Source organism: Enterococcus sp. DIV1767 (assembly GCF_050542585.1).
Classification (GTDB): domain Bacteria; phylum Bacillota; class Bacilli; order Lactobacillales; family Enterococcaceae; genus Enterococcus_D; species Enterococcus_D innesii.
The window spans coordinates 405,472-420,167 of sequence record NZ_CP172936.1 but is presented as its reverse complement, the minus strand read 5'-3'; the positions used below and the strand labels follow the sequence as shown (position 1 = coordinate 420,167).

The following is a 14,696-nucleotide window of genomic DNA, read 5'->3' as shown; positions in this document are numbered from 1 at the left end:
GTCGCCCTTTCCTTTTTGAAAATATTAGCCATTCGTCGCACGCACTTGCGTCGATTGGGTCCCTTGTTCTTCATATCTTTGACTTGGTACTTTTACCTTGCTCATATATTTATACAACCAGACAAACATTGCGATAAACACAACGGAACCGACGATACCCAAGATATTTCCTTTAAACGCTTCTGCAAATAAAATTCGAAATTCTGGTCCTTCGATCGAAGACCAAGTGATTTGCTGCCCTTTTTGTATTCCTTCTACTGCGCCGGTTCGATCTGCTAAGCCCGTTAAGATCGGCGTCAAATACGTAGCTGCATATAGATAGATTGGCATCGAAATAACCCCCATGATCAGCATACGAACCAAGTTTCCGCCAGTAAGCAATAATCCACCTACTGCGATCGAATAGTTAATGATTCCTGCTAAAGGTAACACAGCATTTCCTGGCAAGATGATGGCATAGCCAATAAAGACAGGTACCAACAAGATAGCAGTGACCCAAATCTCAGAGCGACCAGCTAATACAGGCCAATCTAACCCAATGTAAACTTCCCGATCTTTAAAGCGTTTTTTCATCATTTCCGACATTGCATCAGCAAGTGGTGAAAGGGACTGCATAAACATTTTTGAGATCATTGGGAACAAAGCCATTGCAGTCGCGATTTGAATAGCTAAGTTCAGTGAGCCTGACACGCCATAAGCTGCAGCTAATCCCAAGCCCAAACCAATGAGAAAGCCCATCACCGAATTTTCAGAGAAGATACCGATTTTCTTTTTTAAGGCTTTGGTATCGGCCCGTCGATTAAAGAAAGGAATTTTATCCATAATCACATTGATCGGTAATAAAAGCACTGCTGAAATATTCATCAAGTGGGTCACTGTTACTAAAGGAATACCAGTCAAATCCTCAATGTGGCGTTGGAACATATCCCCCATTTTAAGTTCCAAGATAACCTGTACGATGGCGGTGATAAACCCAGCAAGTAAACTTCCACTGATAAAGTAGACCAGATAGGCAGTCAGCGCTTTGCCCCATACATTCCACATATCGACATTCAACGTCTTGGTCCAGTTCAAAATCAACATGACAAAATTCACACCAAGAACGACAGCAAAGAAAACAAATGCATAGGACCATGACCAGGTGATACTTGCCGCTCCTGTCCACCCTAAATCTAGCGCAGGCAAGTTCAAGCCAGTATTTTTTGCCAATGCTTCGGAAGCTGGACTAACTGCATTTGACATAAAACCAATGACCATCGACATCCCAGTAAAAGCAATACCTAACGTGATTGCAGACATAAAGGCTTTTTTGAATTTCATCCCTGCAACCAAGCCTAGGATTAAAATGATTAGCGGCACAAAAATAGCGGAACCTAAACCTAAGATATAATTGATAATGTCTTGAAATACTTGCATTTTTTTCACTTCTTTCTTTTGATAGGATGTTTTGTACTAGCCAATCAATTCTTTGATTTCTTCATAAATCGTATCCATACCCATACCGGTAAGAAACGGAATCCCAGCAAAAACGTGTACACCTAGCTCAGCGGCTTTTTCCAATACTTCATCATCTGGCTGAGCAACATACACATAAATTCCTGTCGACGGCAATTCATTTTGGATCGACTTGTAATCAACTGCTTCAACGGGGAAATCGATTCCGTCATCTTCAAGCATTCCAGCAATTTTACTTGCGATCGTTTGACTTGTTGCAACGCCACTTCCACATGCTACGATCAATCTTCTTTTCATCTTAAATTCCTCCAAAAATTTTATTTTGTATACTGAGTAACTAGCTGATAAATTTCCTGCACTTCTTGTGTTTCAATGAATGCCTTTACAAATCCTTCATCCATAAATAATGCCATTAACGATTGCAGTAAGCCGACTTGCTCTTTTGGTTCTTTGATCCCTAGAAAAAAGAGATCCTTGACCTGCATTTCTTGACTGTCCCCCATTTGCTTCATCTTCACCTCGTTTTTCAGACGCACGATCGCAATAAAAGGCTTTTCGACATACGCTGGTTCTGAATGAGGCAAGCCAATATTCAAATACTGTGTAATCAGTCCAGTTGGAAAGGCTTGTTCTCTTGCTAGTAATCCTTCTAGATACTGTTCATTCACAAAACCTTGTTGCTGTAATCGTTTGGCTATTTCTTCAAATAGTTCTTTCAACTCCTCTCCTTCCACATCGAGAAAAATTAGCCTTTCATCAAACATGCTCGTATAGCCCACCTATTCTTCCTCCTTGTTCAACTCAAATGATAAATATTGTTAAAGTTTGTTACAATCTGTTTTACAATGTAAATATACAATAGTTAATTTTTCTTGTCAACGCTTTCTTTTGGTATTTTTTTCAAACTGATTCCTTTCATCAATTCACGAAACTATCAAACTTTAACAAAGATGAACATTTTTCCTTGCTTTTTCCAAAAGTAAATGCTATTAATTAATGTATAAAGAACACCGATAAAAAAGAAACTTAAAAAAATCGTTAATCAACCAGAGGTGAAACTATGTTAAAGAAAGAACGGCAAGAAAAAATTCTAGCGCTAGTGAATCAGCACGATTACTTATCCATTGCAGAAATAGCCAAAACATTAGACGTTTCCGATATGACCATTCGTAGAGATATTACAGAGTTAGCGAATCAATCTTTATTGGTAAAAATCTATGGTGGCGCCCAAAAACTCGAAAAAATCGAACACGAGCTTTCTACTCAAGAAAAAATCGATACGAACGTTGCTGAAAAGAAATTCATCGGAAAAGTAATGAACAGTATCATATCAGACAACGATACTATCTATATCGGTGCGGGAACTACGATGCTCCACGCTTTACCTGAACTAAAAAAAGCAAACTTATTCGTGATCACAAATAGTTTACTTGCTTTTAATTATTTGATTTACAACACAGACTATCGTGTCTTATTGACCGGTGGAGAATTTTCCCGCACGACGGAAGAATTTTATGGGGAAACAGCAGAGAAGAGTTTTGAAAATTTAAATATCGATATCGCTTTTGCTGCTACAAATGGGATCTTTGAAAATAATATCACCACTGCAAATCTTGTTGAAGGTTCGATTCAACGAGTCGCATTCAAACATTCCCGCAAAAAATGCATCGTTGCAGATAGTTCCAAGTTTAATCGCTCTGACGTTTATACCTTCTACTCGCTTTCAGATATCGACTATTTGATCACTGATGATAAACTTTCTGAGACTACTTTTGACTATTATCGTTCCTTTACAGAGATCCTCAAGGAGGAACAAAAATGATTTTAACCATCACAATGAACCCTTCCATGGACTACAACTATCTTGTTCCTTCGCTAAAATTGGATCAAGTAAATCGGGTAGATAACCCACATACATCAATTGGAGGAAAAGGCATCAATGCTGGCAGAGTCATCGCACAATCTGGGGAAGCCGTTTTATTGACAGGTATTTTAGGTGGACCTGTAGGCAAAACGATCCTTGATTCTTTACTAGCCGAAGAACGTTATGTATTGGATTTCCTCACCATCGACGGCAATTCTCGCAATGCGATCACGATCATGCATGACGGTAACACCCATACAGAGCTAGTAGAAAAAGGACTTTATCTGTCGGAGGAAAACGAACAACTTTTTTACCAACACCTTGCAGCAATAATTGAACAACACCCCATCACGGTCGTCTGTATTTCTGGATCAGTAAATTCTGATAATGGACACTTTCACGATCAGTTGCTTCAATTCATCCGTCAATCATTAGGTGAACAAGTCCCGATTCTCATGGATATAGCTGGGGAACAACTAAAAAATTGTTTGACTCAAACGAATGCTCGTCCGAATTTTATTAAACCAAATCAACAGGAATTAGAAGAACTAATGGGTCAAAAATTGCATTCATCGCAAGACATTTTCTCTGTCTTAGAGAGCACTCTTTTCGAAGGGATCGACACCGTCATGGTTTCTCAAGGCGGCGATGGGGCAATCGTTAAACACCAGTCGACTTTTTTTAAGATCGAGATCCCTAAAATCGCCATCGTTAATACGACTGGCTGCGGTGATTCAACCGTTGGTGGTATGGCTGTTGCATTGAATAAACAGTATCCAATGGAACAAGCATTGATCTATTCGATGGCTTGTGGCATGTCTAATGCGCTTTCGAAAACAAACGGTACGATCGATCCTGCACAAGTCGCTGCATTTAGCGAACAGATCCACCTTTTCAAGATCAAAGAATAATCGGCTACCTATTTTTGGTTCTCTTGATTACGCAAAACATTCGTTGGTACAAATAAAAAAAGCCCTAGCTAAGTGCAACTGATTGGTTCAGTGTTCTTAGCTAGGGCTGATTGTGTTAGTGGTTAAACATATTGTAATTCTTTGGCTTCTTTGTAGGCTGCATCGATCAAACCGCCGCCCAAGCATTCCATGCCGTCATAAAAAACGACTGCTTGTCCAGGAGTGATGGCGCGTACTGGTTCGTCAAAAATCACTTCTGCCCGATCTCCCTCTAATAGACGCACCGTTACCGGTACATCTTGTTGACGGTAGCGGAATTTTGCTGTGCATGAAAATTCCGTTCCGCGATCTTGGTCTGTGGTAAAGTGGATTTGGCTTGCTTCCAAGCGATCTGCATACAATGCGGGGTGATGGAATCCTTGCCCCACATACAAAGTGTTGGTTGCTAAGTCTTTTCCAACTACAAACCATGGTTCTTGAGTGGCACCGCCGCCGCCAATGCCTAAGCCTTGACGTTGTCCGATGGTGTAGTACATCAAGCCATCGTGTTGTCCTTTGACTTCGCCATCTAATGTAACCATGTTGCCTTTTTTCGCTGGCAAGTAATTACTCAAAAATTGTTTGAAATTCTTTTCTCCGATAAAGCAAACACCAGTGGAATCTTTTTTCTTGGCTGTTGCTAGACCGGCCCGTTCAGCGATCGCTCGTACTTCTGATTTTTCCATACCGCCTAGTGGGAACATGGTTTTGCTCAATTGTTCTTGTGACAATTGGCTTAAGAAATACGTTTGATCTTTGTTGTTATCCACGCCTCGCAACATATGGGTCACGCCGTTCTCATCAACGGTCACTTGTGCATAATGGCCAGTGGCTACATAATCGGCACCAAGATCCATCGCATAATCCAAGAAGGCTTTGAACTTGATTTCCTTGTTACACATGACATCTGGATTAGGTGTCCGTCCGGCACGGTATTCTGCAAGGAAATATTCAAATACACGGTCCCAATATTCTTTTTCGAAATTCACTGAATAATAAGGAATCCCGATTTGCGCAGCCACTTTGGCTACGTCTTTGTAGTCTTCTGTTGCGGTACAAACACCGTTTTCATCGGTATCATCCCAATTTTTCATAAAGATCCCGACAACATCATACCCTTGTTCTTTCAGCAAAAGTGCTGTTACTGACGAGTCTACCCCGCCACTCATTCCAACCACCACACGGGTGTTTTCGTTAGACATGATCGTTTCACCATCATTTCAATTATAGATTCTGAAATCATCTACGATTTGAAGGTCGCAACTTTTCAGTAATTTGCATTATACAACAAAACACAAAAAACTTCACTGTTTACTGTCTTTTCTTAAAAATTCCTTTTTTAGAAAAGACATCTGGAGAGAAGTAACTGTTCGTTACTCCACCTACTCAGCCAAATAGAGGAAGTGCTGCTTTTGTGTCTGTCATCGACAGCTGTTCAAACAGCAACAACTTACTTTTCAAATGGTGGTTGTCATAAAATCGTATGAAATTCTTCAGGAAATGCAGAAATGCTCTTATTAGAAAAAGACTATACTTCTCTTAGATACTACTTTACGAGGAGGGGCATTTCATGCGATCGCACACAAGGACATCAAAAACTAGGAGAAACGATGGGAAGAAAAAGAAGAGCCTTGCACTGCTGCTTTTTCTCATCGGTGGTGTTTTTGTCATTCATTACGTGATTGATCAGGTCAGGGATGCTACGTTTGATCAGACAGCGCTTGTCTCAAAACAGTTCACTCGCCAAGCCAATCAAGCGATTCAACAAGCGATGGCAGACACGCAGCAAGTGCCGTTGATTGTACAAACCGATCAACGCTGGGGCAATAACCCGTATGGATATGGAGAAGAGCAAAATACGTTTGCGGCAAACGGGTGCGCTATTGCTTCTTTAGCCATGATCGATGCTTTTTGGACGGATCATCCGCCGAATCCTGACAAACTATTAAAGTGGGCTGGCGATCAATTTTATCTTCCCAAACAAGGAACCAGTTGGCAAATCTTTCCTCAATTTGCCGAAGCTTTTGGTTACCAATTTGCCGATTTAGGGGATTCATTTGAGGCTGCCTATGAGAAAATGACACAAGGCATCCCCGTTGTGGTCTCGGTTCAAGCAGGAACCTTTACGACATCCGGACATATCATGGTATTGGCTTTGAACAAAGAAGGAAATATCCAAGTATTCGATCCTAATGATTCCCCCGAAAAAGCCCATTATGAGAAAAGCTATCCTAACGATGTCTTTCAAGCAGAAGGAATCCATTATTGGAGCTTTTGGCTTTGATGTTCTGATCGGCTGAAGCTGCAAAAATACACCTTTTGTGGGACAAAAAAAGACTAGCCGAAGCTAGTCTTTTGCTGATCTTGCTATTATTGAACGCGTGGTTCGTTGTTTTCTTGAATACGCGTCGTTGTCCGGTTGAAGGCACCTTTGGCTTTACGTGTTTGTTTTGACGCAAAGTCGCCAGTTGTTTCTGCCGCACTGCTTACTTTGTCTTGAACTGTTTCAGAGTCTTTTTCGAATTGTTCACGTGTTTTGACATCTGCTACATTCACGTTTACTTCGATGACTTCTAAATTCGTCATTTTGTTGACTTGTGTTGAAACAACCTCTTTGATTTGGTCGTAGATCGTGGTCATGTCGCTGCCATATTCTGCAACGATATCAAGATCGACTGCCACTTGTTTTTTCCCAACTTCAACATTGATCCCTGAAGTCACATCATCGGTGTTGACTAATTTACCTGCAATATTTGAGAAGAAACCGCCATCGACTGTTAAGAGTCCGTCTACAGATTCTAATGCAATGCCTACGATTTTTTGAATCACTTTATCTTCGTAAGTTAATTCTCCTTTAACACCTGTTGTTGGTTTTGTTTGGTTTTCCATCGTACATTCCTCCTACTATAATCTTGATATAAATTAAACTAATAATGTTACCAAAGTTAACGGCGCGGTCTTTGAAATTGTTCAAAGAATCCGACTTCTTTGAGATAAAATCCCAGATACGTACCTAGTGCCGTAAATAGCACCAGCAGTATGGTTTTCAAAAAGCCGATCGTTAGAAACAGGATCGCTAGGATCAAACCGAAACCTGCAAAGATAAGCGGGATCTTATAGTGGTAGAACCATTCACTCATACCTGTTCCTCCTAAACTACACGCGGTTGGTCATGGGCTGCTGGCGTTTCTTGCGTATCTTTTAAAACAACTTCCGTTTGGATATTGCTTTCGATACCGAAAAGCTGCTGCAGACTGCTGCTGATCTCACCAACCAAAGCTTCTTGTTTTTGCGGGATGGCTGCTGTTTGTTTCATTTCTCCATCGATTTTTACCGCTACTTTATTCTTGACGATTTTGATTTTTACCGATGGCTGATGGATGAAATCTGCTTGTTTCACCCGCTCGAGCACAAAATGCTCTAAGGCCTTCTTCTGAATCACTAAATCGCCTGTCTTATGGGAAATGATCAAGCGGTCCGAACGTTTTGGATAAAACAAAACGACAAAGAGCGCGATCACGGTAAAAATGGCAAAGCCAACAGATAACCAAAAGAGCAGCATACTCATGGAAGATCCGACCCAAGGATATTCATCCAAAGGAATCAAGTAAACAGGCAATGAAGCCGCTTGCTGATTGGCGATGATCCCAAAATAAAAGACAAGTAAGAGTAAAAGTAATCCGATGATAAAAATCACTTTAGAAATCTTACGCATTGGCAACCTCCTTTACTGCTTTCTACTTAAAGCATACACATTTCTTAAATATCCATCAAATAATAACTCTTGGAATCGATTATTTTTTACATATAAAGTTTATTTTTATCAAAAAAATTTCCTTAATCAAAGCTTGCTGTCAAAGTCATCACAAAAAAAGCAAGCCACCCGAATCTGTTTGGATGCTTGCTTTTCTTGTTATCTGTTAACGAGCTAGCTTGGCAAGTTCTTGTTGTTTTGCATGATACAGCACCGCCAGTTCATTTTCGGAAACTGGTCGACCGAAGGGACGCGGCTGCGGCAGAAACGCCAATTCCGGCGCATCGACTCCTACGTTGAGATTCTCAGCAATTGGAACACTGTGATGATGGATATGCCCATGCAGATTGCGGCTGTTTTTGGTGATCCCCAGCAGCATAGGATAATGGGTCAGTATAAATTGCTGATGAGCAAACTTCAGCAAGACACCAACATCTTCAAACGCATACTTTTGGGCTCCCAAACAACCAGGATCATGCTTGCGCAAGTACGCAAAGAAAGCCCGGGTATCATGATTGCCTTTGATAAAAACGATTTTGCCCTGCAGCTGTGCTAACAGTGCCGCAATTTCTGGAAAGCCCGCTTCGTAATCAGGGTGCATCGCGACATCCCCTAAATGATAAACGACATCTTTATCCGCAACCACCTCATTCCAGCTGGCGATCATCGTTTCATGCATTTGTGTCACTGTCTCAAAGGGGCGTGGGGCAAAGTCATTGTCCCCGAGCAAGGCTGCATGAAAATAGTGGGTATCAGACGTAAAAAATTTCATAGTCGCTCCTTACTTTACTGCTTTTTTCTGTGATTAGGGTCTTCAAATCATCGCTAACGGCTGCTTTTTCGTCGGTGCAGGAAAACGCGCATCGATTGCTGCCAATTCGCTTTTGGAAAAAATGATTTTGGCAGCTTCAATGTTCTGCAGCATATGCAGCGAGTCACTGGTTTGGGGGATCGCTAAGACGTGGGGTTGTCGAAGGGTCCATGCCAAAAGCAGCTGAAAGATCGTGCAGCCTTTGGCTTCTGCCAGCTCTTTCAAGACTTCATCATTTTTGAAGTGGTGCCCTAGCCGATCGCCTTGAGCAATGGGTGAGTAGGCAATCACCGGAATCTCAGCCTCTGCCTGCCAAGGCAAAAGATCGTATTCGATCCCCCGGGCACCTAAATTATAGAGTACTTGGTTGGCGGCACATTGATCGCCGTTTTCTAACCGCAACAGCTCCTCCATATCTGCCACGTCAAAATTAGAGACGCCCCATGCACGAATCTTTCCAGAGGCTTTGGCAGCTTCTAGTGCGTCAACTGTTTCTGCTAACGGCACATCTCCTCGCCAGTGCAGCAGATACAGATCAAGATAGTCGGTGCCTAAACGCGCTAAGCTGCGGTCTAAAGCTTTTGGCAATTCATCGGCGGAGGCATTCCAGGGATAAACTTTTGAAATCAAATAAAGATTCCCTCGGGTAAAGGGTTGGATCGCCTTGCCAACTAGCGTTTCTGCGTTTCCCTCGCCGTACATTTCTGCGGTATCGATGACAGCCGCTCCAGCTTTGATGCCCGCTTGCAACGCATCGATCTCGGCTTTTTCCTTGGCAGGGTCATCCCCCATATGCCAAGTCCCCATGCCGACGGCTAGCACTGATTGCTTGTTTAAGGTTCGTTTCATCTTGATTCCCTCTTTCTCGTCTTAACTCATCCTGTTCCTGCGAACACCTAGGGTTTGTTTTCTATAGTATAAAAAGAAACCGCCAAAGATACAAAAGAAGTGTATCAATCCCATGCCTGATTGGCGGAGTGACACACTTCTTGCCCTTTGAACGGTATAGCTGCTTTTGACAAAAGCTTACGCTTTGACAAACAACCCGCGGCTGATAAAACCATCCATTAAAAAGTAAAATTTTTCTTGCAGCATTTTGTGCTGTTCATCTTTGAAAATATTGACTGCTTTTAACCCATTGGCTGTCGTGATCGACATCTTGAAGGTTTGCAGATCTTTTGCAACAGTGATTTTTAATTTAAAGCCTTCTTTGCTTTGGGGTGTTGCTTCAAGGCCGCGAATCAATTGGAAGTTGCCGCCGTTCGTTTCTGTAAAGCCATTATCCCGCAACGTATATTTTTTTGCTTCAGGAGCAATGCGGTATTGGGTTGCTGCGCCTAAAACGGTTGCTGTTGTTTCAAATGCCATGTTCTTCACCTCTTTAACATCATTTCTTTCATTATAAATAGTTTTCAGCGAGATTGCTAGCTGTTCTCCTACTTTTTCGTTGCTAAGACAGTTTCTGCTAATAGCTGAGCAAATGCTTCGATTTCCGCCAATGTGTTGCCATAGCCAAAGCTGACTCTGACCGATTCCCGGATAGCTGGATGCTCTTTGCCCACCATCGCTTCGAGCACATGGGAGGGTTCCACATTGCCCGCCGTACAAGCGCTGCCCGTGGAGATGGCGGCCCCTTTTAAATCCAATTTCATCAGCAGCAAGTCACTGCTGACACCTGGGAAACGTAGATTCAAAATATGCGGCAATTTGTGTGCTGGATCGCCATTCAACTGAACATCGACGCCTTGTGCTGCTAAGGTATCCATCAGTACATCGGCAAACGTTTGATATTGTTCTGCCGCTGCTTGCTGCGCTTCGGGGGTATGCAAAGAAGCTGCTTTGGCCATTCCCATGATGGCTGCCAAGTTTTCCGTCCCTGCTCGCCGTTTTTCTTCTTGTTCGCCACCATGGAGTAGCGAAGGTAGCGACAAACCATCTCGTTTATACAAAAAGCCGATCCCTTTTGGTCCGTTGATTTTGTGAGCCGAAATGCTTAGGAGATCAATGCTATTTTCATTGATTTCAAGCGGGATCTTGCCATAAGCTTGCACGGCATCGGTATGAAAAACGGCGGGATGCTCCCGTAAAAGGGCGCCAATTTCTGCAATCGGCAACAAATTGCCCGTTTCATTGTTTGCCGTCATTATGGATACTAAAATCGTATCGGGACGTAAGGCAGCCTCAACTTCACTGACGGCCAATTGCCCCTTTTGATCTACGGGCAAATAGGTCACCTCAAAGCCTAAGCCTTCTAAATAGCGCATACTCTCAATGACCGCCGGATGTTCGATCTGGGTCGTAATGATATGTTTGCCTTGTGCTTGTTTGCTAAGGGCTGTACCGATGATCGCTGTATTATCACTTTCGGTACCTCCACTGTTAAAAATGATCTCATGTTCCTTGACCCCTAGCTGCTGAGCGATCGCTTGACGAGCCAATTCTAATTGAGTGTGGGCATCTCGACCATAATGATGAATGCTTGATGGATTGCCAAAAAATGTCTGCATCGTCTCACTCATCACTTTGATCACTTCTGGGTGCAGCGGTGTCGTTGCTGCATGATCTAAGTAAACCATTCTTTTCACCTATCCTTCATTACTGCCATTATAACAAATCTTCCTCAGACGTCTATCGTGAGTGTCCATACGAAAAAACCTGTCAGTCAAAAGCGGAAAAATCGCCAATGATGACAGGTAGCTGAACGCGTTCAGCCTTACGAAAAATCAGGAACGTGTGCTGTTTTGCTTGTGCGGCTCACGTCACTTACTGATCGTTTTATTTTTTTCCAGGTTCAGAGGCAATGACAGTCAATTCACCAACCAATTCCCATTTCTTGATCGGATTTGGCAAAATGCAGCTAGTGCCCATTTTGAGTTCATAGGAATGACCGTCGATCATCAAATGCCCATACCCATCAATCACGGTCATCAAGGTATAATCGGCCTTTTGTGCCAACGATAATTTCCCACGTACTTCCCATTCATACACATTGAAAAATGGCGTTTCAAGATAGGTAACGACTGCTGATTGTCCTTGTTTGACTTCACGGATCGATAATTCTGGCGTCCGTGCAGGAATCGTCGTCACATCGATTGATTGTTGGATATGCAGCTCCCGTGTTTGTCCTTGATCATCAGTACGATCATAGTCGTACACCCGATAAGTCGTATCCGAGCTTTGTTGGGTTTCTAAGATCATGATCCCTTTCCCAATGGCATGGATCGTTCCACTTGGCACGTAGAAGAAATCGCCTTTTTTCACAGGGACTTTTGTTAACAAATCATCCCAACGACCCGCTTCGATCATTTCCGCAAGTTCTTCTTTGGTTTGTGCGTGGTGGCCATAAATGATTTCCGCACCTGGTTCGGCATCAATAATGTACCAGCATTCCGTTTTCCCTAATTCCCCTTCATGGGCTAGCCCATACGTGTCATCAGGATGGACCTGAACGGATAGATCATCTTCCGCATCTAGAATTTTAATTAATAATGGAAAGACTGGTTCGTCTGAATGTCCAAACAGTTCTTGATGGTCTTGCCAAAGATCCGCCAATGTTTTGCCTTTAAACGGACCATTTTCAATGACGCTCACCCCATGAGGATGCGCACTGATCGCCCAATCTTCACCGATTTTGTCACTCGGTAAATCAAAACCAAAAACAGAATGCAGGCGACTGCCGCCCCAAATTTTTTCTTGAAAAACAGGTTTCATAAACAATGGTTCCATAATTGTTCCCCTCTCTAGTTGTTCGTGCATATTATAGCATGAATCCGCTTATTCGGCAGATTCTTTTAAGTAACATTGCAGGATTTCGTCACGATGACCCAAGTAGCTTTCTCGATGATCCACTGGATGGACCCGATTCGATAAGTCCCAGCCATAGGTGCGGGGCTTTGTGCTTTCAGGCGTCTGCCTCTGAGCCAGCGCCTGCATCACTTTTTCTGAGAAAAACGGCGCCCCTTGCTGCTGACCATTTGCCAGTAACAGTTGAACGAACAGCGTCAAATCATCCACGGTAGAAAACAACCCGGCGTTGCCGGCATGGTTTCCCAGCACTCGTGCTTTTGGGTCATGGGTGATTCCTCTAAGGATACTGCCGTCTGGCTGCTGCTGGGTAGGCACGATCAATGGCAGCTGTGAAGGAGGAAAAGGCGGAAAGCCGCTGTTCTTCATGCCTAAAGGCGTCAAGACTTCTTCTTGAAAAATCTTGGTCACTGGTTTTTGATACAGCTCCTCCAATAAAAAGCCCAGCAAAATCGTACCAGTATCCGTGTAGTTGACCGTTTGACCGATCGTATCACTGCTTTCAAGCTGCAAATACGCCTTACGCAAGGCAGCAGCACCCAACTGGTCTCGATGAGGAATCCACGTGTTGATGGCTGCCGTATGCGTCAGCAAGTGCTTGATCGTTACCCGATCGTCTTTAAACGCTGGCAACCAACGAGTAAGCGGTACCTCCATCTCGATTTCCCCTTGATCCCAAAGTCTTAGCAGGACGGTGGTTGTACAAATGACTTTCGTCAATGAGGCTAAATCAAACAAATGCTCTTTCGTCATAGGTTCGGTTTTCGGAAGAAGCGCTGCCTGCCCGAATACATGGGTCTCTTGGGTTTCCCCGGCGATAAAACGCAGCACCGCTCCCGGGAAAACGGTCGGCATTTTTTCTTGTATGAGCTGTACTGTTTCTGGGTACATTGTCATCGTTCCATACTCGCTCCTTTCAGGCTTGTCTTGCTTCTAACTTTAGCACTTTTTAGCAGCAAACAAAACTCGTTATCCCCTTATTTTCTCCAGCTATTCGCCTCGATCAGCTAATCGATTCGCTTGCTTGGTTTCTTAGCCATCAAAAAACATCGACCACTCAAAAGAGTTTCCGATGTTTTTCTTATCTATTTGGATTTATTTTTTAACGATAAACCACCATTCGATACCGATGGCATCGTAGGTCGTCAACAATTTCCGTTTTTTGTCGATGAAAAACGCTTGATTCTTCTCAGACAAGTGTTTTTCCAATGTATCGATATCTTCTTGACTGATAGAGATTTTCAAGAAGTCTAAGCCAAGCACCTCATGGCTCGGTAAGTCGATCGTACCACCTTGTGCTTCAGTCAAGCCAACTTGGAAGTCACCATCATTGAGGATAAATTCCTTTGTTTCGGCTTCTTTTGTTTTCAAGCCTAAGCTTTCTTCTAAGAAAAGCTGCTCTTTGGCTAGATCACTGACGTTTAAATACAGCTTGCCAAAATGAGCCTCTTTTGATAAGCCCGCCGCTTTTGCAGGTGCCGCTTTGATCAATTCTGCTTCGTCTTTTGGTAACGCAGTTCCTGCGGGTGCTGTAAATAAGACTTCAATTTTGTTCCCTTCTGGATCAGCTATCAGGAAGCCTAATTGATTCGCTTCATAACGAGCTTCTTCGAAAGCAATCGCTTTTTGTTGGGCATTGCTCGCGATAGCTGCCGCTTCTTCTAGCGAGGATACAGCTAAGACGATGCGCTGCATCTTTTTGATCTCACCGAAATGATCGTTGGCACGTGGGCTTTCTTCCAACCATAAAACTTCTCTATCTAATCCTTTTAGACCAAAAATGGCCAACTCATTTTCTTCTCTTTTCAGCTCAAAGCCAAGTACATCTCGATAAAAGGCAATCGCTTGATCGCGGTCTTTTACCCGAATTGCAACAGTCAGCAACTTCGTACTGCTCCCCAATAAGAAATCTGTCATTGTTTCTCCCCCTACTTACATATGTACTCATTGTACTGATAAAACGAAATTCTAGCAAATGAAATCCCTACCTCTTTTATTCTTTTTTTGGAGAAAACAAGAAGAAAAGCGCAGAAAAGTCAGAATTTTGCAATCTCACGA

Annotated in this window: 17 protein-coding genes; 3 read left to right on the top strand and 14 right to left on the bottom strand. The window is 42.9% G+C overall.

The features are described from left to right. Positions 1-24: 24 nt before the first annotated feature. From IGI78_RS02060 to IGI78_RS02050, 3 genes are read right to left on the bottom strand one after another with little or no spacing between them, the layout of a single operon-like run. Positions 25-1,416, bottom strand: a complete 1,392-nt coding sequence (locus IGI78_RS02060; protein ID WP_140965105.1) for a PTS galactitol transporter subunit IIC — start codon at positions 1,414-1,416, stop codon at positions 25-27. 36 nt (positions 1,417-1,452) lie between these two features. Beyond that, positions 1,453-1,752 carry a PTS sugar transporter subunit IIB gene (locus IGI78_RS02055; protein ID WP_005227245.1) on the bottom strand — a complete coding sequence of 100 codons (300 nt, stop codon included), beginning with the start codon at positions 1,750-1,752 and terminating at the stop codon, positions 1,453-1,455. Positions 1,753-1,772: 20 nt separating this feature from the next. Next, positions 1,773-2,234, bottom strand: a complete 462-nt coding sequence (locus IGI78_RS02050) for a PTS sugar transporter subunit IIA (protein ID WP_195265372.1) — start codon at positions 2,232-2,234, stop codon at positions 1,773-1,775. A 281-nt stretch (positions 2,235-2,515) separates the two neighbouring features. Here IGI78_RS02050 and IGI78_RS02045 point away from each other — a divergent pair, with 281 nt between their 5' ends. Further along, entirely contained in the window at positions 2,516-3,277 is a 762-nt protein-coding gene (locus IGI78_RS02045) for a DeoR/GlpR family DNA-binding transcription regulator (RefSeq protein WP_008376158.1), read from the top strand. After that, on the top strand, positions 3,274-4,230 hold the full coding sequence (locus IGI78_RS02040) for a 1-phosphofructokinase family hexose kinase (RefSeq protein WP_195265374.1): 957 nt from the start codon (positions 3,274-3,276) through the stop codon (positions 4,228-4,230). Before IGI78_RS02045 ends, IGI78_RS02040 begins: the two co-directional genes overlap by 4 nt. Before the next feature lie 122 nt (positions 4,231-4,352). Here IGI78_RS02040 and mnmA read toward each other — a convergent pair whose 3' ends face one another. Next, entirely contained in the window at positions 4,353-5,471 is a 1,119-nt protein-coding gene (gene mnmA / locus IGI78_RS02035; protein ID WP_081118293.1) for a tRNA 2-thiouridine(34) synthase MnmA, read from the bottom strand. A gap of 368 nt (positions 5,472-5,839) precedes the next feature. Here mnmA and IGI78_RS02030 point away from each other — a divergent pair, with 368 nt between their 5' ends. Beyond that, positions 5,840-6,553, top strand: a complete 714-nt coding sequence (locus tag IGI78_RS02030) for a C39 family peptidase (RefSeq protein WP_081118292.1) — start codon at positions 5,840-5,842, stop codon at positions 6,551-6,553. A gap of 86 nt (positions 6,554-6,639) precedes the next feature. Here the strand turns inward: IGI78_RS02030 and IGI78_RS02025 are convergent, their stop codons facing one another. From IGI78_RS02025 to IGI78_RS01980, 10 genes are all read right to left on the bottom strand, one after another. Next, on the bottom strand, positions 6,640-7,158 hold the full coding sequence (locus tag IGI78_RS02025) for an Asp23/Gls24 family envelope stress response protein (protein WP_005232258.1): 519 nt from the start codon (positions 7,156-7,158) through the stop codon (positions 6,640-6,642). Positions 7,159-7,214: 56 nt separating this feature from the next. Beyond that, positions 7,215-7,409 carry a DUF2273 domain-containing protein gene (locus IGI78_RS02020; protein ID WP_005232259.1) on the bottom strand — a complete coding sequence of 65 codons (195 nt, stop codon included), beginning with the start codon at positions 7,407-7,409 and terminating at the stop codon, positions 7,215-7,217. Between the two features lie 11 nt (positions 7,410-7,420). Beyond that, positions 7,421-7,984 (bottom strand): alkaline shock response membrane anchor protein AmaP, encoded by a 564-nt coding sequence (gene amaP, locus IGI78_RS02015; protein ID WP_081118291.1) that lies wholly within the window; start codon positions 7,982-7,984, stop codon positions 7,421-7,423. Between the two features lie 205 nt (positions 7,985-8,189). Further along, on the bottom strand, positions 8,190-8,795 hold the full coding sequence (locus tag IGI78_RS02010; protein ID WP_081118289.1) for a metallophosphoesterase: 606 nt from the start codon (positions 8,793-8,795) through the stop codon (positions 8,190-8,192). A gap of 42 nt (positions 8,796-8,837) precedes the next feature. Further along, the gene (locus tag IGI78_RS02005) at positions 8,838-9,683 is read right to left on the bottom strand and encodes an aldo/keto reductase (protein ID WP_081118288.1); all 846 of its coding nucleotides are present in this window, start codon (positions 9,681-9,683) and stop codon (positions 8,838-8,840) included. 177 nt (positions 9,684-9,860) lie between these two features. Continuing rightward, positions 9,861-10,202, bottom strand: coding sequence for a DUF1831 domain-containing protein (locus IGI78_RS02000; RefSeq protein ID WP_005232263.1), 342 nt, complete (start codon positions 10,200-10,202; stop codon positions 9,861-9,863). Between the two features lie 68 nt (positions 10,203-10,270). Continuing rightward, positions 10,271-11,410: a cysteine desulfurase family protein gene (locus tag IGI78_RS01995; protein ID WP_140965109.1), complete on the bottom strand. Its 1,140-nt coding sequence runs from the start codon at positions 11,408-11,410 to the stop codon at positions 10,271-10,273. A 199-nt stretch (positions 11,411-11,609) separates the two neighbouring features. Beyond that, a complete protein-coding gene (manA, locus tag IGI78_RS01990; RefSeq protein ID WP_170920124.1) occupies positions 11,610-12,563 on the bottom strand; it encodes a mannose-6-phosphate isomerase, class I in 954 nt (317 codons plus the stop codon). 45 nt (positions 12,564-12,608) lie between these two features. Continuing rightward, positions 12,609-13,535 carry a serine hydrolase domain-containing protein gene (locus IGI78_RS01985; RefSeq protein WP_430618249.1) on the bottom strand — a complete coding sequence of 309 codons (927 nt, stop codon included), beginning with the start codon at positions 13,533-13,535 and terminating at the stop codon, positions 12,609-12,611. A 198-nt stretch (positions 13,536-13,733) separates the two neighbouring features. After that, positions 13,734-14,555 (bottom strand): VOC family protein, encoded by an 822-nt coding sequence (locus tag IGI78_RS01980; RefSeq protein ID WP_142424164.1) that lies wholly within the window; start codon positions 14,553-14,555, stop codon positions 13,734-13,736. Positions 14,556-14,696: the final 141 nt, after the last annotated feature.